The organism is Chryseobacterium sp. HNCC26DJ238, assembly GCF_057180465.1.
Genome location: NZ_JBXUGI010000015.1, coordinates 19,851 through 40,869 on the forward strand (window position 1 = coordinate 19,851; position 21,019 = coordinate 40,869).

Annotated in this window: 23 protein-coding genes and 2 tRNA genes; 18 read left to right on the top strand and 7 right to left on the bottom strand. The window is 37.8% G+C overall.

Annotation, left to right across the window (positions count from 1 at the left end):
- Positions 1 to 123 precede the first annotated feature (123 nt).
- The 7 genes from AC2A07_RS14465 to AC2A07_RS14495 all read left to right on the top strand — a co-directional run bounded on the left by AC2A07_RS14465 (position 124) and on the right by AC2A07_RS14495 (position 5,342).
- The gene (locus AC2A07_RS14465; RefSeq protein ID WP_484051007.1) at positions 124 to 399 is read left to right on the top strand and encodes a YHS domain-containing protein; all 276 of its coding nucleotides are present in this window, start codon (positions 124 to 126) and stop codon (positions 397 to 399) included.
- Positions 386 to 1,069 (top strand): SCO family protein, encoded by a 684-nt coding sequence (locus AC2A07_RS14470; protein WP_484051008.1) that lies wholly within the window; start codon positions 386 to 388, stop codon positions 1,067 to 1,069. The genes AC2A07_RS14465 and AC2A07_RS14470 overlap by 14 nt, the downstream gene beginning before the upstream one ends.
- 106 nt (positions 1,070 to 1,175) lie before the next feature.
- The gene (locus AC2A07_RS14475; RefSeq protein ID WP_484051009.1) at positions 1,176 to 1,850 is read left to right on the top strand and encodes a superoxide dismutase; all 675 of its coding nucleotides are present in this window, start codon (positions 1,176 to 1,178) and stop codon (positions 1,848 to 1,850) included.
- Between the two features lie 3 nt (positions 1,851 to 1,853).
- The gene (locus AC2A07_RS14480) at positions 1,854 to 2,222 is read left to right on the top strand and encodes a hypothetical protein (protein ID WP_484051010.1); all 369 of its coding nucleotides are present in this window, start codon (positions 1,854 to 1,856) and stop codon (positions 2,220 to 2,222) included.
- Positions 2,223 to 2,484: 262 nt separating this feature from the next.
- On the top strand, positions 2,485 to 3,318 hold the full coding sequence (locus tag AC2A07_RS14485; protein WP_484051011.1) for an MbnP family protein: 834 nt from the start codon (positions 2,485 to 2,487) through the stop codon (positions 3,316 to 3,318).
- A complete protein-coding gene (locus AC2A07_RS14490; RefSeq protein ID WP_484051012.1) occupies positions 3,302 to 4,390 on the top strand; it encodes a cytochrome-c peroxidase in 1,089 nt (362 codons plus the stop codon). Before AC2A07_RS14485 ends, AC2A07_RS14490 begins: the two co-directional genes overlap by 17 nt.
- 1 nt (position 4,391) lies before the next feature.
- Entirely contained in the window at positions 4,392 to 5,342 is a 951-nt protein-coding gene (locus AC2A07_RS14495; protein ID WP_484051013.1) for a transporter, read from the top strand.
- A 106-nt stretch (positions 5,343 to 5,448) separates the two neighbouring features.
- Here AC2A07_RS14495 and AC2A07_RS14500 read toward each other — a convergent pair whose 3' ends face one another.
- The 6 genes from AC2A07_RS14500 to AC2A07_RS14525 all read right to left on the bottom strand — a co-directional run bounded on the left by AC2A07_RS14500 (position 5,449) and on the right by AC2A07_RS14525 (position 8,402).
- Entirely contained in the window at positions 5,449 to 6,654 is a 1,206-nt protein-coding gene (locus AC2A07_RS14500; RefSeq protein ID WP_484051014.1) for an MFS transporter, read from the bottom strand.
- Between the two features lie 51 nt (positions 6,655 to 6,705).
- The gene (locus tag AC2A07_RS14505) at positions 6,706 to 7,362 is read right to left on the bottom strand and encodes a FadR/GntR family transcriptional regulator (RefSeq protein WP_484051015.1); all 657 of its coding nucleotides are present in this window, start codon (positions 7,360 to 7,362) and stop codon (positions 6,706 to 6,708) included.
- 131 nt (positions 7,363 to 7,493) lie between these two features.
- A tRNA-Glu gene (locus AC2A07_RS14510) sits at positions 7,494 to 7,565 on the bottom strand.
- A gap of 66 nt (positions 7,566 to 7,631) precedes the next feature.
- A tRNA-Glu gene (locus tag AC2A07_RS14515) sits at positions 7,632 to 7,703 on the bottom strand.
- An 8-nt stretch (positions 7,704 to 7,711) separates the two neighbouring features.
- Complete coding sequence (gene rpsT / locus AC2A07_RS14520; protein ID WP_047442289.1) at positions 7,712 to 7,966, bottom strand: 30S ribosomal protein S20; 255 nt, start codon at positions 7,964 to 7,966, stop codon at positions 7,712 to 7,714.
- A 73-nt stretch (positions 7,967 to 8,039) separates the two neighbouring features.
- Complete coding sequence (locus AC2A07_RS14525) at positions 8,040 to 8,402, bottom strand: hypothetical protein (RefSeq protein WP_314493615.1); 363 nt, start codon at positions 8,400 to 8,402, stop codon at positions 8,040 to 8,042.
- Between the two features lie 326 nt (positions 8,403 to 8,728).
- Between AC2A07_RS14525 and AC2A07_RS14530 the strand changes: the two genes are divergently transcribed.
- From AC2A07_RS14530 to AC2A07_RS14580, 11 genes are all read left to right on the top strand, one after another.
- Complete coding sequence (locus AC2A07_RS14530; protein WP_484051016.1) at positions 8,729 to 10,081, top strand: sigma-54-dependent transcriptional regulator; 1,353 nt, start codon at positions 8,729 to 8,731, stop codon at positions 10,079 to 10,081.
- A gap of 158 nt (positions 10,082 to 10,239) precedes the next feature.
- Positions 10,240 to 10,599 carry a DUF7674 family protein gene (locus AC2A07_RS14535; protein ID WP_314493613.1) on the top strand — a complete coding sequence of 120 codons (360 nt, stop codon included), beginning with the start codon at positions 10,240 to 10,242 and terminating at the stop codon, positions 10,597 to 10,599.
- 11 nt (positions 10,600 to 10,610) lie between these two features.
- Entirely contained in the window at positions 10,611 to 10,751 is a 141-nt protein-coding gene (locus tag AC2A07_RS14540) for a hypothetical protein (RefSeq protein WP_484051017.1), read from the top strand.
- Between the two features lie 97 nt (positions 10,752 to 10,848).
- Entirely contained in the window at positions 10,849 to 11,241 is a 393-nt protein-coding gene (locus AC2A07_RS14545; RefSeq protein ID WP_314493611.1) for a DUF7674 family protein, read from the top strand.
- 2 nt (positions 11,242 to 11,243) lie between these two features.
- A complete protein-coding gene (locus AC2A07_RS14550) occupies positions 11,244 to 11,321 on the top strand; it encodes a potassium-transporting ATPase subunit F (protein ID WP_484051074.1) in 78 nt (25 codons plus the stop codon).
- 143 nt (positions 11,322 to 11,464) lie between these two features.
- Positions 11,465 to 13,159 (top strand): potassium-transporting ATPase subunit KdpA, encoded by a 1,695-nt coding sequence (kdpA, locus tag AC2A07_RS14555; RefSeq protein WP_484051018.1) that lies wholly within the window; start codon positions 11,465 to 11,467, stop codon positions 13,157 to 13,159.
- A 96-nt stretch (positions 13,160 to 13,255) separates the two neighbouring features.
- Positions 13,256 to 15,265: a potassium-transporting ATPase subunit KdpB gene (kdpB, locus tag AC2A07_RS14560; RefSeq protein WP_484051019.1), complete on the top strand. Its 2,010-nt coding sequence runs from the start codon at positions 13,256 to 13,258 to the stop codon at positions 15,263 to 15,265.
- A gap of 105 nt (positions 15,266 to 15,370) precedes the next feature.
- Positions 15,371 to 15,937, top strand: coding sequence for a K(+)-transporting ATPase subunit C (locus AC2A07_RS14565; RefSeq protein ID WP_484051020.1), 567 nt, complete (start codon positions 15,371 to 15,373; stop codon positions 15,935 to 15,937).
- Positions 15,938 to 16,075: 138 nt separating this feature from the next.
- Complete coding sequence (locus AC2A07_RS14570) at positions 16,076 to 17,155, top strand: porin (RefSeq protein WP_484051021.1); 1,080 nt, start codon at positions 16,076 to 16,078, stop codon at positions 17,153 to 17,155.
- Between the two features lie 9 nt (positions 17,156 to 17,164).
- Positions 17,165 to 18,289: a sensor protein KdpD gene (locus AC2A07_RS14575; RefSeq protein ID WP_484051022.1), complete on the top strand. Its 1,125-nt coding sequence runs from the start codon at positions 17,165 to 17,167 to the stop codon at positions 18,287 to 18,289.
- On the top strand, positions 18,289 to 20,019 hold the full coding sequence (locus tag AC2A07_RS14580) for a sensor histidine kinase (protein ID WP_484051023.1): 1,731 nt from the start codon (positions 18,289 to 18,291) through the stop codon (positions 20,017 to 20,019). Before AC2A07_RS14575 ends, AC2A07_RS14580 begins: the two co-directional genes overlap by 1 nt.
- 559 nt (positions 20,020 to 20,578) lie before the next feature.
- Here the strand turns inward: AC2A07_RS14580 and AC2A07_RS14585 are convergent.
- On the bottom strand, positions 20,579 to 21,019 hold the full coding sequence (locus AC2A07_RS14585; RefSeq protein WP_484051024.1) for a hypothetical protein: 441 nt from the start codon (positions 21,017 to 21,019) through the stop codon (positions 20,579 to 20,581).

The window sequence follows — 21,019 nt, forward strand, 5'->3', positions numbered from 1 at the left end:
GGGTTGCAGCATAGTAAGGGATAATTATTTCTAATTTTCTAAGCTGGCTTATTCTCATATTATATTTAGTTTACAGTCAGTTAATTTTAATCGATTTTAATCATTCATTTTTAATTATATTTAATGATAACAAAAATAATATTCACAGCTTTGCTGTCCGTTTCATTATCTTCCTGTGCGCAGGAAACACCTAAAGTAAAGCATAAAACAAAAAATACGGCTTCAAAGTCAGGGGTGAAAATAGTAAAATTTGCGAACGATGTTGACCCGATCTGTCACATGAAAACAGAACCTGATATGAAAGACACTGCAGTCTACAAAAATAAAACGTATGGTTTTTGCAGTAGCTACTGTAAGGATGAGTTCAAAAAAAATCCTGAGAAATATGTCCAAAAATAAAAAAACTGAAAGCAGCGCAAAAAAGAAGATCATTCTTCCGATTGCCATCATCGCTTTATTATTTTTGGGTATTGGATTCGGGATGAGTTATTTCAGAAGTAATCTTTACACGGTGATGAAAGTTCCCGGTTTTGAGCTTACTGATCAGAATAATAATAAGATCAGCAACAGAGATATGCTTGGAAAAGTTTATCTGGTAGAGTTTTTCTTCAGCAAATGTCCGACGATATGCCCTGTAATGAATACAAACATGAGAGCTATTGAGGACGAAGTTAATAATCCTGACTTTGGAATTATTTCCATCAGCATCGATCCGGAAAATGATACGCCGGAACTCTTAAAGAATCATGCTGCAAAAATAGGGGTGAAATCTCCCAATTGGCATTTTCTGACTGGGGACAGAAAATATATTGGTAATCTGGCTGATCAGTTTGATATCTATGTCGGTGATAAAGAAGATGAAAGTGAAAACCTCAATCACAGCGGAATGATTGCTCTGGTTGACAAAGACGGAAATATCAGATGTCGTTATAATAAGCAAAATATGCCGATCCTCTATTATTCAGGATTGAATTTCGAGGATGCAGAAGGAACAGTACCCAGATTAAATGGGAAATTCCATCCGGACAGAGAAATGTTAATTGAAGATATTAAAAAATTATTGAAATAAGGCCGGATATTTGGAGTTGAATGCCGGAAGTCATAATATATATAAAGACCTCTTTCTTTCAATGACCATCAATAAATTAAATGTTTAACCCATATAAACAAAACGTATGAAAATTTTTAAAGTAGCTGCATTCACTGCAGTTTTTGCAGCGCAGTTTGCGTTTGCACAGTTTAAGCAGTCACCGTTACCTTATGCGTACAATGCATTAGAAGGCAATATCGATGCTCAGACAATGGAGATCCACTATTCTAAACATGCAGCTGCCTATGTTGCTAACCTGAATAAAGCAATTGCAGGAACTCCCCAGGAAAAAAAGACTCTGTTTCAAATTCTATCAAAAGCAGGAACTTTACCGATGGCGGTAAGAAATAATGCCGGAGGACATTACAATCACGAATTATTCTGGACCGTTCTGACACCACAGAAAAATACACAGCCTTCAGCAAAATTGTCAAAAGCAATTACAGATGCATTTGGAAGTATGGATGCCTTTAAAGAGAAAATGAGTAAAGCAGGAGCTGACCGTTTCGGTTCTGGCTGGGCGTGGCTTTCTGTTGATAAAAACGGAAAATTATTCGTTTCTTCTACTCCGAATCAGGACAATCCGCTAATGGATGTTGTTGATGAAAAAGGTACTCCAATTTTCGGAATAGATGTTTGGGAACATGCTTATTATCTAAAATATCAAAACAAAAGAGCTGATTATTTAACTGCGATCTGGAACGTAACCAACTGGAAAGAAATCAGCAGAAGATATGATGAAGCATTAAGCAAAAAATAATCTTTGAATCTGATTTGCAGCATATTTCTCACTTTTTTTACGGTGTTCAGGCCTCTGATCCCGTTGGTGGAATATGCTGCAAATTATCAGTATATCAGCCAGGAACTCTGTATTAACCGGAAAAAAGTTGAACTCAACTGTAACGGTAAATGTTATTTAGCCAGAGAACTGTCTGAAACAAATGATGTTGATTCCTCACCTTTTCATAAAACCAAAAATTCAGGACAGAAATTACTGGATATCTATATTCTTCCTGAAATGATTAAAGTCGGTACAGCAGGAAATTTTCTCCCTTATCATTTCAATTTTTCTTATAAAACAGTCTATTCTTTTCTGTTTTTACAACCAATTTTCAGACCACCGGTTTTTTAAATTTTTATTTCATAAACCGCAAAGGTTCGCTCTTAATAAACCATTTCCCAGATAAAAATCTCATTTATTTTAAGTTTTGCTTTATGTAAAAAGAATGCAGAATAGATAATCCTGGATTTTCTTAAGACTTCTGTGATTTTATATTTAAAAGATTTTATCTGATATCGGCAAATAGTTTCTGTCGCTCTTTTGCGGTTATATAGCTGAATGATTCTCATTCAGAAAAATTTCTATATTAAAATTTCAACTAAAAAAATCAACAATGAAAATTTACAAATTTTTATCATTATTCTCTTTTGCATTTATTTTACTTTCTGTTTCATCCTGCACATCTAACGATGATGATGAAGATGTTGCTGCAGGTGCATCTTCAGGAAAACTTCAGCTTAAATTTGAAAATGGGTTTAATAATTTAGGAAATATCGTCTTAAACCAGACCACCCAAACTTCTTCCAGTGGTCAGAAGATTCAGTTTTCAACATTAAAATATGTAATCAGCAATATTACATTAATTGATGAGAACGGAGGAGAATTTAAATATCATTATAATGATCCTGATCAGGGTGCTTTTATTGTAGATCAGGCAGAAGCAGTCGGAGGAATCAGCTATCTCAACCTAACTGAAATTCCTAAAAACAATTACAGGAAGATCAGAATAGGTTTAGGAATCAACCAGGCGGCTTACCTGATAGGGCAGGATGGGCAGGGATTATTCTGGCAGAAGGCAAAAACGGCAGGCATGGCCTGGTCTTGGGCAGCAGGGTATATTTTCACCAAATTAGAAGGTAAATACGGAACTTCTTCAGCCAATACTGAGTTTATGAATCATTGTGGAAATATGGGAAATACCACGGCTAATGGAACAGCTGATCTTTACAGAGAAATTACACTCGATTTGCCAACAACAGCCAGAGTTAGCAAAGATGTTACACCATCTGTTCATATTCTTGCGGATCTTAATCAATATGTAAGTGGTCAGACAGCACTGACCTTAGATAACACCAATAATATGGCGATGGGATCTAACCAGCATTTGATCATTGTTACGAATAATCTTACAAAAATGTTCAGAGTAGATCATGTACATAATGACTGATAGGATAACAAAATTCCAGGGAGACCGGCTTAGCTGTCCTCTTTGGATTTCTTTTTTTTCGATGCTCGTCATGTGGTCATGTGCTGATGAGGTGATAGAACCACTGGAAAAAAATGAAGATTACAAGATAGAAATCCCTTCAGGATTTCCTGAAATGACATTTGACGTTACGGGAAATCCTGTCACGGTCAATGGGGTTGCATTAGGAAAAAAATTATTTTATGAAGGAAGACTTTCAGGAAACAATACGATTTCCTGCGGATTCTGTCATATTCAGGAGTACGCTTTTACCCATCACGGTCATCCGGTAAGTCATGGAATCAATGATAAAATGGGAATCAGAAATGCACCACCCCTTCAGAATATGGCTTTTATCAAAAACTATACGTGGGATGGAGTAAGCCATAACCTGGATGAAAGATCACTGGTTCCGATTACCACTGATTTCGAAATGGACAGTTCACTTCCTGAAGCTGTAGGAAAATTGAATGCTGATTCTAACTATAAGAAAATGTTTAAAGCAGCATTCGGAGATGATGATATTACAGGAAGCCGAATCCTCAAAGCAATTTCTCAATTTATGGCAACAATGATTTCAGCTGACTCCAGATATGATCGAATGAAAAAAGGAATCACAGCTTTTACGGTTGAAGAAACGAAGGGGATGGCTCTGTTTCAGAATAAATGCTCAGCTTGTCATTCCGGTGAATTATTTACTGATGAAAGCTATAGAAATACAGGGATGTACTATAATATGCAGTTCAAAGACCGCGGAAGATACAGAGTTACATTAGATGAGAATGATGATATGAAATTCCGGGTACCGAGTCTCAGAAACATTGAATATACAGTACCGTATATGCATGACGGAAGATTCTATACACTCGATGCCGTGATGAATTTCTATTCGGACAATGTTGAAAACCACGCAAATCTGGATCCACTGTTAAAACAAAACGGACACATTGGAATTGCAATGAGCGACTCAGAAAAACAATCTATCATTGCCTTTCTGAAAACGTTAAGTGATAAAAATTTCATTACCAATCCAAAATTTGCAGAAAAAAAATAGAATGAAGAAGTTAATTTTTATGGTCAGCCTGTTTTTATTTATTTCACTTCGGGCAAAAAATACAAACGACAGCGTATCTATTCCGCATGATGAAATAAATAGTCTGATGCAGAATACTTATTTCTGTGATGCATGTGGTTGTGCAGCCGGAAATGGTTCATCAGGATTTGAATCTTTACTTAACCCTCAGTTTATCGGACTCAAATATTTTGCTCAGCATTACAAAGCAAAAGAAAATTTATTTGTCAATGATTTAACACAGGATCAGTATTTTAATACGCTGCAACTTTGGGCAAGAGTTCCCCTGACTCAACGATTGAGTATTTACGGGAGTCTGCCATTTCACTTTCATGAAAAGAAAACCCTGCAGGGGGACATCAATATCAACGGAATTGGTGATGCTAGCGTCATGGGAATTTATCAGTTGATGCAGTCAAAAGACAATATTCACCAGTTGAATGGTGGAGTCGGAGTCAAGGTTCCGCTGGGAAAGTTTGATGAAAAAGGGATTTCCGGAGTCAACCCTAGTTTTCAATTGGGTACAGGAAGTTGGGATTATCAGGCTGTATTAAATTACAGATTTCAGAAAAATAAACTGGCTGTACTTCTCAATACCGATTACACCATTAAGACGGAGAACAGAAAGCATTATCAGTTTGGCAATCAATGGAATTATTCAGCAACCGGATTTTATCAGATCTCAGGAAATGACAAAAGCATTCTGTCTGCAAAATTCGGTTTCCAGGGTGAAGTGTATGACCGTAACCGCCAATACAGGGAAGATCTTCCAAAAACTGCAGGAAGTGCAGTTTATGGAAAGCTGGGATTTGAAGCTTCATATAAAAAGTTTAGTTTAGGAACAGAAGTAATGTTGCCTGTATCTTCTGATTTAGCCGCCGGAGATATTGAAGCAAAGTCACGCTTAAGTGTTTTTCTTAATTTTGGAATTTAGACAGGCAAAACAGAATTTTGGCGAGAAGGCTGGTTTTGTGATTCCTGCATAAACCTGAAATTCTGTTCGCTGATTGTAATAGTCCTCATCCATACGGAACTGAGGGCTATTTTTTAGGTCCTTTGATATTCGGTAAGAATGCGGTTATAATTCCCATGAGAGGTAGAAATGCACATATCCTGAAAACATATTCGATGCCGGTATCGTCTGCAACTGCTCCTAAAACGGCAGAACCGATCCCGCCCATTCCAAACATAAATCCGAAAAATAATCCTGCGACCAATCCGATTTTATTGGGCATCAGGTCGGTGGCGTAAACTAATATTGCGGAAAATGCAGAAGCAATGATTAATCCTATGATAACAGCAAAAGCAATAGTCCAGAATAGAGAAAGGTAAGGAAGACAGAGGGTAAAAGGTGCTGCTCCAAGGATAGAGATCCAGATGATTTTTTTTCTGCCGTACCGGTCTCCTAATTTTCCTCCTAAAATAGTACCGACAGCAACTGCTGCTAAAAACATGAATAAAAATAATTGAGAATCCTGTACCGAAATGTGGAATTTATCAATAAGAAAGAAAGTAAAATAATTGGTCATGGAAGCCAGGTAAATATACTTTGAAAATACCAGAGCCAATAAAATGATTACTGAAAACAGAACTTTTTTACGGGAAAGCTGTATTTCAATAATGTCACTGGGGTGCTTTGCTGATTTTTTCAATGATAATCTTTCTGCATACCAGTTTCCGATTCTCCACAGAACAATAATTCCGATAAGTGCTGCAATAGCAAACAGTCCTACATAACCTTGTCCTAAAGGAAGAATAATTAATGCAACCAGCAAAGGTCCTATGGCACTTCCTGAATTTCCGCCAACCTGAAAAATAGACTGAGCCAATCCTTTCTGTCCGCCCGATGCCAGCTGAGCGACTCTTGAAGCTTCGGGATGAAAAATAGAAGAGCCCATCCCAATGAAGGCAACTGCGATAAGAATGACATAATATTGATGGGCGGCTGCCAACAGAAGTAATCCTGCCATAGACAGTCCCATACCAATGGCCAAAGATCTGGGATTAGGTTTTTTATCAGTGTAAATCCCTACAAAAGGCTGTAAAATAGAAGCGGTGAGCTGGAATACTAATGTAATAATTCCAATCTGTGAAAACGATAAACTAAATTCACCCTTTAAAATAGGATAGAGTGACGGAATAGTAGACTGGATCAGATCATTTAAAAAATGAGAAAAACTGATCATGAAGAGGATAGGGTAAACAATTTTTGTGGTGTCAATTGTTTTGACAGATAAATTTTCCATACTATTATTTTATGATTCATCATATCATCTGATGAATTTGATTAAGTTTTTTCAGTAAACCTGATCAACTATTTTTTGTGCAATGACGGAAGCTTTGCCAGCATTGCGGTTTTCAATAGATTGATAGAGATCATGGTGTATTTTTTGTGAAATTTTAAATGAGTCGGTATTATTATGATGTCTGATTTCAAAAGAAGTCATGATATGCTTTGTAGCTACTTTGTAAATTTCCTTTAAAAGATTGTTTCCGCAGGCTTCAGCAATAGCTAAATGAAAATTGATGTCAGCCTGGTAGCATTCTGTTGCTGAATTTTCCTGTGCATATTGGGCTCTGAGATCTAAATATTTTTTAATTGTTTTCAAATCTTCATCAGTTCGCTGCAGGGCTGCTTTACCTGCAATCTTTGAGTCAAGAAGCGACCGGACTTCCTGTACCTCCTGTATTTCTGCTCTGCTCATCTGAGATTCCAAAGACTCCTGAGCGTTTTTAGCAACGACAAAAGTTCCTACTCCCTGTTGTACATTGAGAATTCCTTTAATGATTAAAATTTTTATGGCTTCCCGGATACTCGACCGCCCCACCCCGTAGATATTCATCAACTCCGGTTCGATCGGAAGTTTTTCCCCGATCGTATATTCATCGTTGGAAATACCATCGATTAATCGTTCTGCAACTTCCTGCGCTAAGGTTTTTCTTTGGATCTGCATCTTTAAAACATCATATCATCTGATGAATTTCAAAATTACAACAATTTGAGATATCAATTATAATTTTAAAGATGATTTTTGACCATGTTATTAATAAAAAAAGAGATTTCAAATCTGAAATCTCTTTTTAGTAGCCCGTAGGGGAGTCGAACCCCTCTTACCAGGATGAAAACCTGAGGTCCTAACCGATAGACGAACGGGCCATCTACCATCACGTTATAAATAACGGGTTAGTAATTTGAATTTTTAAAAGTTTCAATTCTTTTTAGTAGCCCGTAGGGGAGTCGAACCCCTCTTACCAGGATGAAAACCTGAGGTCCTAACCGATAGACGAACGGGCCTACTATAATTACGCTAACTTATTAACGTGCTTAGTCAATTTACTTTTTAAGTTAGCCGCTTTGTTTTTGTGGATAATGTTTTTCTTAGCTAATTTATCCAATAAAGCGATCACTTTTGGCAATTGTTCTGTTGCTGCAGTTTTGTCCTCTTCATTTCTTAACCCTTTGATTGCTGTTCTAGCAGTCTTGTGGTAGTATCTGTTACGAACTTTTCTAACTTCGTTTTGTCTTATTCTTTTAAGAGCTGATTTATGATTTGCCATATCGTTCAAATGTGAGTGCAAATTTATAAACTTTTTTTTTACCAGCCAAATTTATTTTTAAAAAATTTAAACTTTATTCTGAGAGGTATTTTTTGAGTTTATCTAATGCCTGTTCTAGTTTTATATTCTGTTGTTCTTTTTCTATTTTTCTGATTGTGCTTGTCAGCATATTCAGCCCATTATTCCATTCCCCGGTCGTATTGGTGAACGTTATCCCGTCAATCAGTACCTCAAAGGCACTTCCCTCACCGTTCCTGTAGAGTCTGAAACTTATTTTATCATCCCTGCCTGTAATCCCTTCTTCATTGATCTTTAAATCGTAACTTTTTGGGTTCGAGTGGATTTTGTTGAAAAGCAATTTTGCTTCCTGTATCTTTAAATCCGGCATGATATCAAATTTAGTCATCAAGGAGTATCCGGCTTTTAACTTCTGCATTTAAGGCTTGTAAATATAATTCATATTATACTGTATACCTTATTGTAAGTTAAATTAATAATAATTCCAAATCTCCCTTTTGTGTTGGTGCAAAGGTAATATTTTTTTCTTTTTTTCAAAACAGAGATACTGAATAAATGGAAATTTTACGTAAAAACCTTATTTTCAGGCATCAAATAATCATTTTTATCGCTGATTTTAAAACTTCTGCATTGTAAAGCTGCTTTTTTATCAGGGAAGGGTGTCATAATCCCAAAAGATAGTTACCCGAAAATGGATATTGAATGAAATTTTAATTTTAATTTTGAACGCTATAATCTACAACATTGAACACCATACTAATCATTGATGACGAGGCGAAAATCAGAACGCTTCTGGCGCGCATCATCAGTCTTGAAGGATTTGAAGTCTTTGAAGCAAGCAGTCTGAAAAGCGGATTAAAGAAGCTTGAAACTTCAGAGATTGATATTGTTATCTGCGATGTGAAACTGCCTGATGGTAACGGGGTAGAATTCTTGAGAACAGTAAAAGAGAAGTTTTTCACCGTTGAAATTATCCTTTTAACAGCTTTCGGAAATATTCCGGACGGCGTTCTTGCCATTAAAAACGGTGCTTTCGACTATATTACCAAAGGAGATGATAATACCCGGATTCTTCCTCTGATTTATAAAGCAGCAGAAAAAGTAGCACTCAATAAACGTGTTCTGCAGCTTGAAAAACAGCTGGATACCAAACAGTCTTTCAAAAGTATTATCGGGAAATCCGATTCGTTTTCTTCTGCGATCTTATCCGCTCAAAAGGTTGCGGTGACTGATGCAACAGTCCTTTTAACGGGTGAAACCGGTACCGGCAAAGAGGTTTTTGCCCAGGCAATTCATCACGCCGGAAAAAGAAATAAAAAAACTTTTGTCGCCATCAACTGTTCAGCCTTTGGTAAAGACCTTCTGGAAAACGAACTGTTCGGGCACAGAGCAGGTGCCTTCACCGGTGCACTAAAGGACAGCAAAGGTATTTTTGAAGAAGCCGATCAGGGAACGGTCTTTCTGGATGAGATTGGTGAAATGCCTTTGGATCTGCAGGCAAAGCTGCTCCGCGTCCTGGAATCCGGGGAGTTTTTCAAAGTGGGTGACAGTAAACCTGTCAAAACCGATGTCAGAATCATTGCGGCCACCAACAGAGATCTGGAAACTGAAATCGAAAAAGGAAATTTTCGGGAAGATTTATACTACAGGATCAATGTTTTTCAGATTAAGCTTCCGTCATTACGGGAAAGGACAGCCGATATCGAACTTCTTGTCAATTTCTTTCTGAAAAGTTTTTCTCAGAAAACAGGCAAAAATATTACTTCAGTTACACCCGACTATCTGAAAGCATTAAAAAACCATCACTGGAAAGGGAATATCCGTGAACTTCGAAACGTGATAGAACGCAGTGTGATCCTGACTGATTCTTCAGAACTGGAAGTTGACAGCCTTCCGGTAGATATTTTAATCTATAACAGCGAAAGAGATCCTGCACAGGCAAAAATAATGTCAGCCTTTTCTATGGCAAGTGCGGAGAAAATGCAGATACAGAAAGTTCTCAATCATACCAAAGGCAATAAAGCAGAAGCAGCCCGCCTACTGGAAATCGGCATCGCAACTCTGTACAGAAAGGTAGAAGAATATAAAATTTCATAGAAACAGTTTCATTCTGATAACGACCCTATCATTTTGATAGGGTTTTTTGTGTTTTAAAATATTTTAATTGTTGAATAAAGTATTGTTTATCAGTGTTTTGTAGTTTTATTTCTTTTGACGGAATAAATCTTGGCATACGTACTCAAAACAATCTAAAAATGAATCATACAGATGCTGTAAGAGAAATCGTAAAGATCATTCCTGAATCTCAGGAAGAATTTCAGGATTTCTACAAAACCAAAACACCATTTATGGTAATCAGTGTTTTTACCGGACAGATCAAAAAACTGATTAAAAATCATGATCAGAAAATTCTGATAAAATCGATCACTAAGATGAATCAGCTTTATAACAAAGGGGATCAGGCACTAAAGAATGCAATAGAAAATATTTTTGTTTACTCTTTAGACAGTCTAACGTTTTGCTGTGAGCCGGGATATAAAGAATTGATTTTTGATAAAATGTCTCCCGGTCTGCAGGATAATTATTTCCGCCAGGTCTATAAATCAGGAATCTAAAATTGAAGAAGATGAAATCGAAAATCAGAAAAACCGGAGACTGGAAACTCTTGAAGTCCACCCGGGAAAAGCATAATCTTGAAATAATCACCATCAATATTGCAGTACTTCTTGGTGTATTTGTCGCCGCAGCGATTCTGCAGGTTAATTAAAACAAGTAAAAAAATGACAACAATTACTCTAATTATTACAGCGGTTCTGTTATTCCTTCTGTTTTACCGTCTTGTTGACTATTTCGACAGAATTTAAATGAAAAAGATATTGAACAGAATAAACAGACTTACCGCTGTTGAATATCTGAAAGTATTTTTCCCATCAGTTCGAAAAGAAATCACAGAATTATCTGAACAGAATAATTTTCCGGGAGTGATACAGGTTGCGGTTGATGACATTAAAGTTCGTACCCTGAAAAATGCAAACGTTCAGAATATTACCGTTTCGATTAAAAGAATGTACTGGATTTATAAAAACGGAAATTCCTACATCAGATATATTATAGAGAATCTCTTTGTACGATCATTCGGAAGCCTGCGTAAACATTTAAAGCCGCAACAATGGAAGTTTCTTTATCAGGAGATACCCTATGGTTTTCGGCAAGTGTACACTGAACAAACAAAAAAAGATCAATATTTAAAATTCTAGACATGACCATACTATTCTTTATATCAGTAGCCATATTTATCTATATATGCTATGTGCTTGTAAAACCGGAAAAATTTTAAAAAATTTAATCAGCAAATGAACCGTAAAATCATACATCAGCTGAAAGAATGGTGCATCCTTATTTTCTGGATCAGCTTCATCATCGCTTTTATGTATCTGATCATTACCGTAAAAGAATTTGCTCTAATTCATTAAACAAACTATGAACACTGAAATTTTAGGCGTTATAGCAATGTTCATCATAACATTGCTTTTGGCACTGCCTTTTGGAAAGTATATTTCAAAAGTCTATACAGGAGAAAAAACATTTCTCGATTCTGTTTTCAAACCTTTGGAGAATTTTTTCTACAAAGTGTCAGGAATTGATCCTAATCATGAAATGAACTGGAAGCAGCATCTCACAGCACTATTAACCATCAATTTTTTATGGTTCTTCATCAGTATGCTCGTTCTGATGAATATGAGCTGGCTTCCTATGAATCCGGATGGAAATCCTGATATGTCACCTGATCTGGCTTTTAATACAGCGATTTCTTTCCTGGTCAACTGTAATTTACAGCATTACTCAGGCGAAAGCGGACTGAGTTACCTCGGGCAGATCTGGCTGATGTTTCTGCAGTTTGTTTCCGCTGCCACGGGAATGGCAGCGTCAATTGTTGTGTTTAAAGCATTTCGTGAAAAATCAACAGAAAAGCTGGGTAACTTTTATGAGTATTTCCTTAAATCCAATACCAGGATTTTGTTGCCTCTTTCTCTACTGATGGGTGCGGTGATGGTTTTCCAGGGAATGCCGATGACTTTTAACGGGAAAGACAAAATGGTCACCCTGGAAGGCAAAAATGTGGAAGTTTCCACAGGGCCCGTTGCTGCATTTGTTCCGATAAAACATATCGGGACTAACGGCGGAGGATTCTTTGGAGCCAACGGAGCCCATCCTCTTGAAAATCCGAACTACTTTACCAATATGGTTGAGATGTTTGCTCAATTCATCATTCCGATGGCAATGGTTTTTGCATTTGGTTATTTTATCCGCAGAAAGAAATTCGGATGTATGATTTTCGGGGTTATGACTGTCGGATTTCTCCTGCTGGCCGTACCGACTGTTGTGATGGAAATGAACGGTAACCCTGCTATCAGCCAGATGGGGATTGATCAGTCACTCGGTGCGATGGAAGGTAAAGAAATCCGTTTCGGATCAGCCGCTTCAGGTTTCTGGAGTATTGTTACCACGGTGATTTCTACCGGATCTGTCAATTCAATGCACGATAGTTCGATGCCGCTTTCAGGAATGACCGAAATGCTTGCGATGATGGTCAATGCATTTTATGGAGGGGATGGAGCAGGAATCCTCAATATATTTATTTATATTATTCTTGCAGTCTTCATCAGCGGACTGATGGTGGGCCGTACTCCCGAATTTATGGGTAAAAAGATTGAAGCCCGCGAAATGAAAATTGCAATGATCGTTGCCCTTTTTCATCCTTTCCTCATTCTGGCAGGAACTGCTGTAGCTGCCTATTTTCCTGAAGTAGGAACCTCAACCCTCAATAACCCGGGATTCCATGGTTTCAGTGAAGTCCTCTACGAATATACCTCTTCAGCTGCCAACAACGGAAGTGGTTTTGAAGGACTGGGAGATAATAATCTTTTCTGGAATATCTCTACAGGAATTGTACTGCTGCTCGGCCGCTTCTTGCCAATTATCGGCCCCGTGGCCATTGCAGGATTGCTCGCACAGAAAAAATACATTCCGGAAGGGGAGGGAACCCTGAAAACCGATACTTCAACTTTCGGACTGATGACTTTTGCCGTAATCGCCATTATAGCAGCATTATCATTCTTCCCGGCACTGGCTTTGGGACCGATTGCAGAATATTTTTCACTGAAATCCTTTTAAATTGAATACCCAAACCAGGATGAAGGTCTGGCGATTCAATATGACAGGTAAAAAATATATATCACATATTAAATAAATATAATAACAGAAATTAAAATGACTCAAAATAAATCTTTGTTTCAAAAAGAATTGGTTCAGGAAGCATTGAAACAGTCTTTTGTGAAACTGAATCCTAAACTGATGTTTAAAAATCCCGTCATGTTTCTCGTGTGGCTCGGTACATTGGTCATGCTTTTTGTGAGCGTCTGGACTTTGACTGGAGAAAAATCCCAGGGAAGTTTTGCCTACAATTTCACTGTATTCATCATTCTTCTGTTGACTGTTCTGTTTGGGAATTTTGCAGAAGCCATTGCGGAAGCGCGCGGAAAAGCCCAGGCAGACAGTCTCCGTAAAACCAGGGAAGAAACGCCCGCAAAACTGCAGAACGGTCAGACTGTTTCTTCATCTAAACTACAAAAAGGTGACGTTTTTGTTTGTGAAGCCGGAGATATTATTCCTTCAGACGGAGAAATCATTGAAGGCCTTGCTACCATAGACGAAAGTGCGATTACCGGAGAATCGGCTCCTGTCATCCGTGAGGCAGGAGGTGATAAAAGCTCTGTAACAGGAGGAACGAAGGTTTTGTCAGATAAAATTACCGTACAGGTCACCACCCAGCCGGGCGAAAGTTTTTTAGATAAAATGATTGCCTTGGTAGAAGGGGCTTCCAGACAGAAAACACCTAACGAAATTGCCTTAACTATTTTACTGGCAGGTTTTACATTGGTTTTCATCATTGTCTGTGTCACCTTAAAGCCATTTGCAGATTATTCTAATGTGACCATTACGATTGCCTCATTTATCTCACTTTTTGTCTGTCTTATTCCCACAACAATCGGTGGATTGCTGTCGGCTATCGGGATAGCAGGAATGGATAGAGCTTTAAGAGCCAATGTGATTACCAAAAGCGGCAGGGCTGTGGAAACGGCAGGAGACATCGATGTTCTGCTTTTGGATAAGACCGGTACAATTACCATTGGAAACCGTAAGGCAACAGGTTTTTACCCGGCAGACCGGATTGATGAAAAACAGCTCATCAAAGCAGCTGTTCTGAGTTCGATGGCAGATGAAACCCCCGAAGGAAAATCAATCATTGAGTTAGCAGGAATTAATCCGTCAGGCTATGAGATCAGCAATCCGAAGTACATCAAATTTACGGCAGAAACCAGAAGTTCAGGGATTGATTTTGAGGGAACCCGTATACGCAAGGGAGCTACAGATGCGATCAGAAAAATATCTGAATCGGCAGGTAATATTTTTCCGCAGGAAACAGATCTCAAAGTAAAAGAAATTTCTCAGAACGGCGGAACTCCTTTGGTGGTTTCAGAAAATGAAAAGGTTTTGGGAGTCATCGAACTGCAGGATATCATCAAACCCGGTATCAGTGAACGGTTTGAGCGTCTCCGGAAAATGGGTATTAAAACCGTAATGGTAACCGGTGACAATCCGCTGACAGCAAAATTTATTGCCGAAAAAGCAGGGGTGGATGATTTTATCGCAGAGGCAAAGCCGGAAGATAAAATGAACTATATCAAAAAAGAACAGACTGAAGGCCGCCTGGTTGCGATGATGGGTGATGGCACAAATGATGCTCCCGCTTTAGCCCAGGCAGATGTAGGGGTTGCCATGAACAGCGGAACACAGGCTGCAAAAGAAGCAGGAAACATGGTTGATCTTGACAATGACCCTACAAAGCTTATCGAAGTTGTGGAGATTGGTAAGCAGCTTCTGATGACAAGAGGAACGCTGACCACATTCAGTATTGCCAATGATGTGGCAAAATATTTTGCCATTATCCCGGCCTTGTTCATTACTGCAATTCCTGCCCTGCAGGGGCTTAATATTATGAATCTTCACAGTCCTGAAAGTGCAATTCTGTCTGCGGTCATCTTCAACGCCATTATTATTCCGATACTGATTCCGCTTGCGCTGAAAGGAGTAGCCTATAAACCCATCGGTGCATCGGCGCTACTGAGAAGAAATCTGCTTATCTTCGGATTAGGGGGCGTAGTCATTCCGTTTATCGGGATCAAAATCATAGACATCATCGTTTCCTTATTTTTCTAAATCAAACAGGCAGGGCAGGAAGAGACATTTATTATCATGTTACTATTCGTTTATTTAACTATCTCAAATCTTCCTGCCGTCTGCCTTTACTTAAATTATTATAAAATGAAACAACATATTTTACCTGCAATTAAACTTACCGTTTTATGCATCATCCTATTTACGGTGATTTATCCGGCATCAGTCTGGGCAATTGCCCAGGTATCAGACAACAAAGGAAAAGGAGAAATCATTGAGCATAATGGCAAAACATATTATGCAAACATCGGACAGTCATTTACCGGTGAAAAATATTTCAATTCCCGTCCTTCAGCCGTTGATTATAATGCGGCAGGTTCGGCAGGAAGCAACAAAGGACCTTCCAATGAAGAATATCTGAAACAGGTGCAGGCCCGTATTGATACAATCCTGATGAAAAATCCCGGTATCAAGAAATCCGAGATCCCGGCAGACCTGATAACCGCAAGCGGAAGTGGTCTGGATCCTGATTTTTCTGTACAGGCAGCTAAAATTCAGGTAAAAAGAATTTCTGAAGTAAGAAATATTGATGAGGCTAAAATTAATAATCTTATAGCTCAGCATACCGAAAAACCTCTGTTGGGAATGTTTGGTCCTGAAAAAATAAATGTCCTGAAACTGAATATTGCACTTGACCGGTTAAATGGAAAGTAAGTGCGATTGTACACAATGTATAAGTACCGTTGTATCATTATACTGGCTTCAGACAGCTTAAAGCAATACGTTTTTAAAAAAAATATTTGAGTGCTTTGGGTAAAAATTAAATCATTATCTACTTTTAATTTAAAATAAATGAAAAAAATACTATTTGCTTTGTTGGCTATATGCGGAATTACGGCATCTGCACAAAGTGATTCAATCAGTAAACCACTTACCATAAGCGGGTATGCTGAGGTTTATTATACCGCAGATTTTAATAATCCCAAAAATAATAACCGACCGGGTTTTGTGTACAGCCACAACAGAAATAACGAAGTGAATGTCAATCTGGCATTTGTAAAAGCAGGTTACAATACCGAAAACCTGCGGGCTAACCTTGCCCTTGCTGTTGGGACTTACATGAATGCAAATTATTCTGCAGAGCAGGGAGTGATGAAAAACATCTATGAGGCAAATGTCGGTCTGAAAATTTCAAAAAAACATAATCTGTGGATCGACGCAGGGATTTTTCCGTCCCACATAGGTTTTGAAAGTGCGGTTGGAAAAGATAACTGGACGTTAACGCGAAGTATCGCTGCAGACAATTCCCCTTACTTTGAGACCGGTGCCAAAATTTCTTATACTTCTGAAAGCGGTAAATGGTTTGTAAGCGGTATGGTGTTAAACGGATGGCAGCGCATTCAAAGGGTTGACGGAAATTCTACTCCGGCATTCGGACATCAGCTCACCTATAAGCCTAATGAAAAACTGACGATCAACAGCAGTTCATTTATAGGAAATGATAAACCCGACAGTATTCGCCAGATGCGGTATTTTCATAATTTATATGCGGTTTATCAAATCAGTAAAAAACTTGGAGTTACCGCCGGTTTTGATATCGGAGCTGAGCAGAAAGAAAAGGAGAGTGATCAGTATAATATATGGTATACACCGGTTTTAATTGCAAAATTTAATGCAACGGATAAGCTGAGCCTTACGGCAAGAGGAGAATATTATCAGGATGAAAAAGGAGTTATTATCTCTTCAGGTACAGAAAACGGTTTTAAAACTTTCGGGTATTCGTTCAATGCCGATTACCAGATTTTTCCTAATCTTGTGTGGCGTACAGAAATCAGGAATTTAAGCAGTAAAGATGCTGTTTTTATGAACAGATCCGATGAATTTAATAAAAACAGTCTGACTGCAACTACAGCACTGGCAATTTCATTTTAATAAAAAGAAATGAACGAATCACGAAAATCCGCAGAAGAGTTTCTGCATCTGATCAACAGTTCAAAACGGGGTAAACTGAAAATTTACATCGGAATGAGTGCGGGCGTCGGGAAAACCTACAGGATGCTGCAGGAAGCTCACGTACTTCTTCAAAGCGGGATTGATGTGAAAATCGGATATGTAGAAACACATTATCGTAAAGGAACTCATGATTTACTGGAAGGACTTCCCATCATCCCCAGAAGAAAATTATTCTACAAAGGGAAAGAACTGGAGGAACTTGATGTTCCGGCAATTACTGTTCTGCGTCCGGAGATCGTGATTATTGATGAACTCGCTCACACCAATATTGAAGGAAGCAAGAATAAAAAAAGATGGCAGGATGTTTTTGAGATCCTGGATGCCGGAATTAATGTGATCAGTGCTGTGAATATTCAGCATTTGGAAAGTCTAAACAGTGAAGTCAAGGCGGTGACAGGAATCGAGGTTACCGAAAGAATTCCCGATACCGTCCTGGCTTCTGCGGATGAGGTCGTGAATATTGATCTCACGGCAGATGAACTGATCCTGAGGTTAAAAGAAGGCAAAATCTATGACCAGAGTAAAGTACCTTCTGCACTGAACAATTTTTTTAAAAATGAAAATATCCTTCAGCTTCGTGAACTGGCATTAAAAGAAGTTGCTTCGCAGGTAACAAGAAAAGTGGAGACGGAAATTATGACCGGGAAAACGTTGAAGAAAGAACGCTTTCTTGCCTGCATCAGTTCAAATGAAACGACAGCCAAAAACGTTATCAGAAAGACGGCAAGGCTCGCAAGCTATTATAACAGTCAGTGGTTTTTACTTTACGTGCAGGTTCCCCGTGAGTCTGTAGACCGAATCGCACTCAATAAACAGAGGCACCTGATTAATAATTTCTGGCTGGCTACCGAACTGGGTGCAGAAATTATTAAAATTCAAAGCAAAAATATTGCAATGACCATTATGGAACAGTGCGAAGAGAGGAAGATTACGACAGTCTGTATTGGAAAGCCGCATCTCGATATCTGGAGAATTATCCTGGCGACAGATACTTTTAATTCCCTTCTTAAAAGACTGTCAAAACAGAATGTAGATTTAGTAATTTTGTCGTAATGAAAATAAAAACAAAGCTTAATGCAGGTGTCGGTCTCCTGTTTTTTATGATTATTATTCTGTCAACCCTCGGTGGATGGTTTATTTATCAGCTTAAAAAAGATACGCAGAATATTCTTGTAGCCAATTACAATACACTGCAGTACTCCCGGAATATGCTTTTATCGCTGGAAGAACTGGGTAATGAGCCATTTGCATTATCTGAATTTCAAAAAAATCTTACCCTTCAGCGTCAGAACATTACAGAAGATGGTGAGAAGGAAGCCACTGAAAATATACTCAGCCATTTTTCAGATTTAAAAAAAGATAGAGGGAATTTGAATTTACATTCGGCCATCCGGAAAGATATTGCAGAATTGATGCAGCTCAATATGAATGCCATTCAGGTCAAAAGCGAAATAGCCAATACAACGGCACAGAATGCAATCGCGGTCATTTCTATTGTCGGAACTTTATGTTTCCTTATCGCTTTTATCTTAATGGTCAATCTTCCGGGCAATATTTCAAATCCCATCCGTGAACTGACGTCCAGTATTCATCAGATCGCACAGCAGAACTATAAACAGCGGGTACAATTTGAAGGCAGCGGTGAATTTAGTGAACTGGCAAGATCTTTTAATACCATGGCAGAGAAGCTGCAGGAATATTCAGAAAGCCGGATTGATAAGATATTAAAAGGTAAAAAGCGTATCGAAACCCTTATAGACAACATGCATGATGCCGTCATAGGGATTGACGAAAACAGGAAAGTTCTTTTTGTGAATGATGAAGCCTTAAAGATTTCCGGTCTGAAAAAAGAGAATTTTGTGGGGAAACTTATTCAGGATGTTGCAGTAGCTAATGATCTGGTCCGTGACCTTATTCGTGAAATAATTAATCCGGATGCGGAAAAAAATCTCACAGAATCATTAAAAATTTTTGTTGACGGAAAAGAAAATTATTTTGAAAAAGAAATTTCAGAGATCAATGTCATTCCTACCGGCGAAAGTGAAAGCCGTTTTATAGGTCAGGTCATCATGCTCAGGAACATTACTCCTTTCAAAGAGCTTGATTTGGCGAAAACCCACTTTATGGGAACGGTTTCGCATGAATTTAAGACGCCTATATCATCCATCCAGATGGGACTACAGCTCTTGGAAAACGATAGGATAGGCCATCTTAATGAAGAACAGGAAAGACTGGTTTCAGGAATTAAAGACGATACTCAGCGTCTGCTGCGAATCACGGGTGAACTTCTCAATATGACTCAGTTAGAATCCGGTGTTGTACAGTTGAAGATGAAGCCTTCCTCTGTTCATCAGATGATTGATGAGGTGGTTGCATCAAATAAAGCGGCGGCTGAGAACAGGGAAATCAAAATTGTAATACATATTGCTTCCAATGTTTCGGTGGTCAATGCTGATACCCAGAAAACAACGTGGGTTTTGAATAATATTCTTTCTAATGCGATACGGTATTCTTATGAACAGTCAGCAGTAGAAATAAAGGTTGATCAATTACATGATGGCAGTGTAAAGTTCTCAGTGACAGATAAGGGGCGTGGTATTGAAAATCAGTACATTAAGAAGATATTCATGCGCTATTTCCGCATTCCGGGTACAAAAACCGAAGGTACCGGTTTAGGGCTCAGCATCTGTAAAGAATTTATTGAGGCACAGGGGGGAAGTATCGGAGTTGAAAGTGAAATCGGAGCAGGAAGTACCTTTTACTTTGTTCTCCAACCTGAGTAAAGTGCCTCCACATGGGATTGAAAATAAATAACCGTCATTAAACTTTAAAAAGTAATGACGGTTATCCATTCTAAATGTTGCCTAAGCTGAATGCAAGAATGTGAAATTAACAAAAAACTTTACTCTTGAGTGTACTTAAGATGGGTAAGATTACACCAGAACTAAAATTTTTCCAAAGTTTAGAAGCTATCCATCCTTTAGCTTTTGCACATACACTCCTAACTCCAAAGTCAGCGGGAGTTTAGCTGAATTATTTTTGTCAAAAACACCAACTATTTTTGACGACATTACCACTTTTTATAAACTTTGTAACTGTAAAAATCTATAAATATTTTATTATAGTTTTTACAGATATATTGTTGTTTTTAATTTTGTAATTCCGTTTTTTTCTTTTTTTGAATAGCAATTTTTACAAATTCCTACATGACTAATTTTTGAAAATTACCTAAAATTTTGCGGGAGCGGGGGAAAAAAAGTTTATTGGAACAAATTTCAATAAACTTTCTATAATTAGTTATGATCCAGTATTAAAAAGAATTTCATTGACTATTTTTGATTATTAACCCTGCGTTTGGTCAAATGATTTTAACTGTTGGGTCTTGATGATTTTCTGAGAATATCCTATTTTTTCAAAACGTCTTTCCCTATTTTTACATGCAATCAAGTAAAACATTCCTCCCACAACAAGGACCACTGCTGTGACAGAAAAAATATTTTTTGAATTAAAAGAAAAATCACTATTTAAGAATTTTTCTTTCCTTAAATAAAAATAGTTTGGCAACCAGATTATTATTATAGTAACAAATATATAGAATGCAGATATTGTAATATTATAATAACCTATTAATTCGCCAAAAAAGAAGGACGAATATAGTATAAATAAAAAAATAATCGTCAAAGCAGTTGATGTCTTAAAAATCAATATAAAATGATCATCATTCTTGATTGTTTTTTTAAATATGTAATATATTGAAAAAGCTATGTAATTATATAATTTCAT

Coding starts and splice junctions, on each gene's coding strand:
- rpsT (WP_047442289.1), bottom strand. CDS start 7,966: ATGGCAAATCATAAATCAGCTCTTAAAAGAATAAGACAAAACGAAGTT.
- AC2A07_RS14505 (WP_484051015.1), bottom strand. CDS start 7,362: ATGCAGATCCAAAGAAAAACCTTAGCGCAGGAAGTTGCAGAACGATTA.
- AC2A07_RS14485 (WP_484051011.1), top strand. CDS start 2,485: ATGAAAATTTACAAATTTTTATCATTATTCTCTTTTGCATTTATTTTA.
- AC2A07_RS14525 (WP_314493615.1), bottom strand. CDS start 8,402: ATGCAGAAGTTAAAAGCCGGATACTCCTTGATGACTAAATTTGATATC.
- AC2A07_RS14545 (WP_314493611.1), top strand. CDS start 10,849: ATGAAAAAGATATTGAACAGAATAAACAGACTTACCGCTGTTGAATAT.
- AC2A07_RS14500 (WP_484051014.1), bottom strand. CDS start 6,654: ATGGAAAATTTATCTGTCAAAACAATTGACACCACAAAAATTGTTTAC.
- AC2A07_RS14575 (WP_484051022.1), top strand. CDS start 17,165: ATGAACGAATCACGAAAATCCGCAGAAGAGTTTCTGCATCTGATCAAC.
- AC2A07_RS14490 (WP_484051012.1), top strand. CDS start 3,302: ATGTACATAATGACTGATAGGATAACAAAATTCCAGGGAGACCGGCTT.
- AC2A07_RS14540 (WP_484051017.1), top strand. CDS start 10,611: ATGAAATCGAAAATCAGAAAAACCGGAGACTGGAAACTCTTGAAGTCC.
- AC2A07_RS14535 (WP_314493613.1), top strand. CDS start 10,240: ATGAATCATACAGATGCTGTAAGAGAAATCGTAAAGATCATTCCTGAA.
- AC2A07_RS14475 (WP_484051009.1), top strand. CDS start 1,176: ATGAAAATTTTTAAAGTAGCTGCATTCACTGCAGTTTTTGCAGCGCAG.
- AC2A07_RS14465 (WP_484051007.1), top strand. CDS start 124: ATGATAACAAAAATAATATTCACAGCTTTGCTGTCCGTTTCATTATCT.
- AC2A07_RS14495 (WP_484051013.1), top strand. CDS start 4,392: ATGAAGAAGTTAATTTTTATGGTCAGCCTGTTTTTATTTATTTCACTT.
- AC2A07_RS14570 (WP_484051021.1), top strand. CDS start 16,076: ATGAAAAAAATACTATTTGCTTTGTTGGCTATATGCGGAATTACGGCA.
- AC2A07_RS14550 (WP_484051074.1), top strand. CDS start 11,244: ATGACCATACTATTCTTTATATCAGTAGCCATATTTATCTATATATGC.
- kdpA (WP_484051018.1), top strand. CDS start 11,465: ATGAACACTGAAATTTTAGGCGTTATAGCAATGTTCATCATAACATTG.
- AC2A07_RS14470 (WP_484051008.1), top strand. CDS start 386: ATGTCCAAAAATAAAAAAACTGAAAGCAGCGCAAAAAAGAAGATCATT.
- AC2A07_RS14585 (WP_484051024.1), bottom strand. CDS start 21,019: ATGAAATTATATAATTACATAGCTTTTTCAATATATTACATATTTAAA.
- kdpB (WP_484051019.1), top strand. CDS start 13,256: ATGACTCAAAATAAATCTTTGTTTCAAAAAGAATTGGTTCAGGAAGCA.
- AC2A07_RS14580 (WP_484051023.1), top strand. CDS start 18,289: ATGAAAATAAAAACAAAGCTTAATGCAGGTGTCGGTCTCCTGTTTTTT.
- AC2A07_RS14565 (WP_484051020.1), top strand. CDS start 15,371: ATGAAACAACATATTTTACCTGCAATTAAACTTACCGTTTTATGCATC.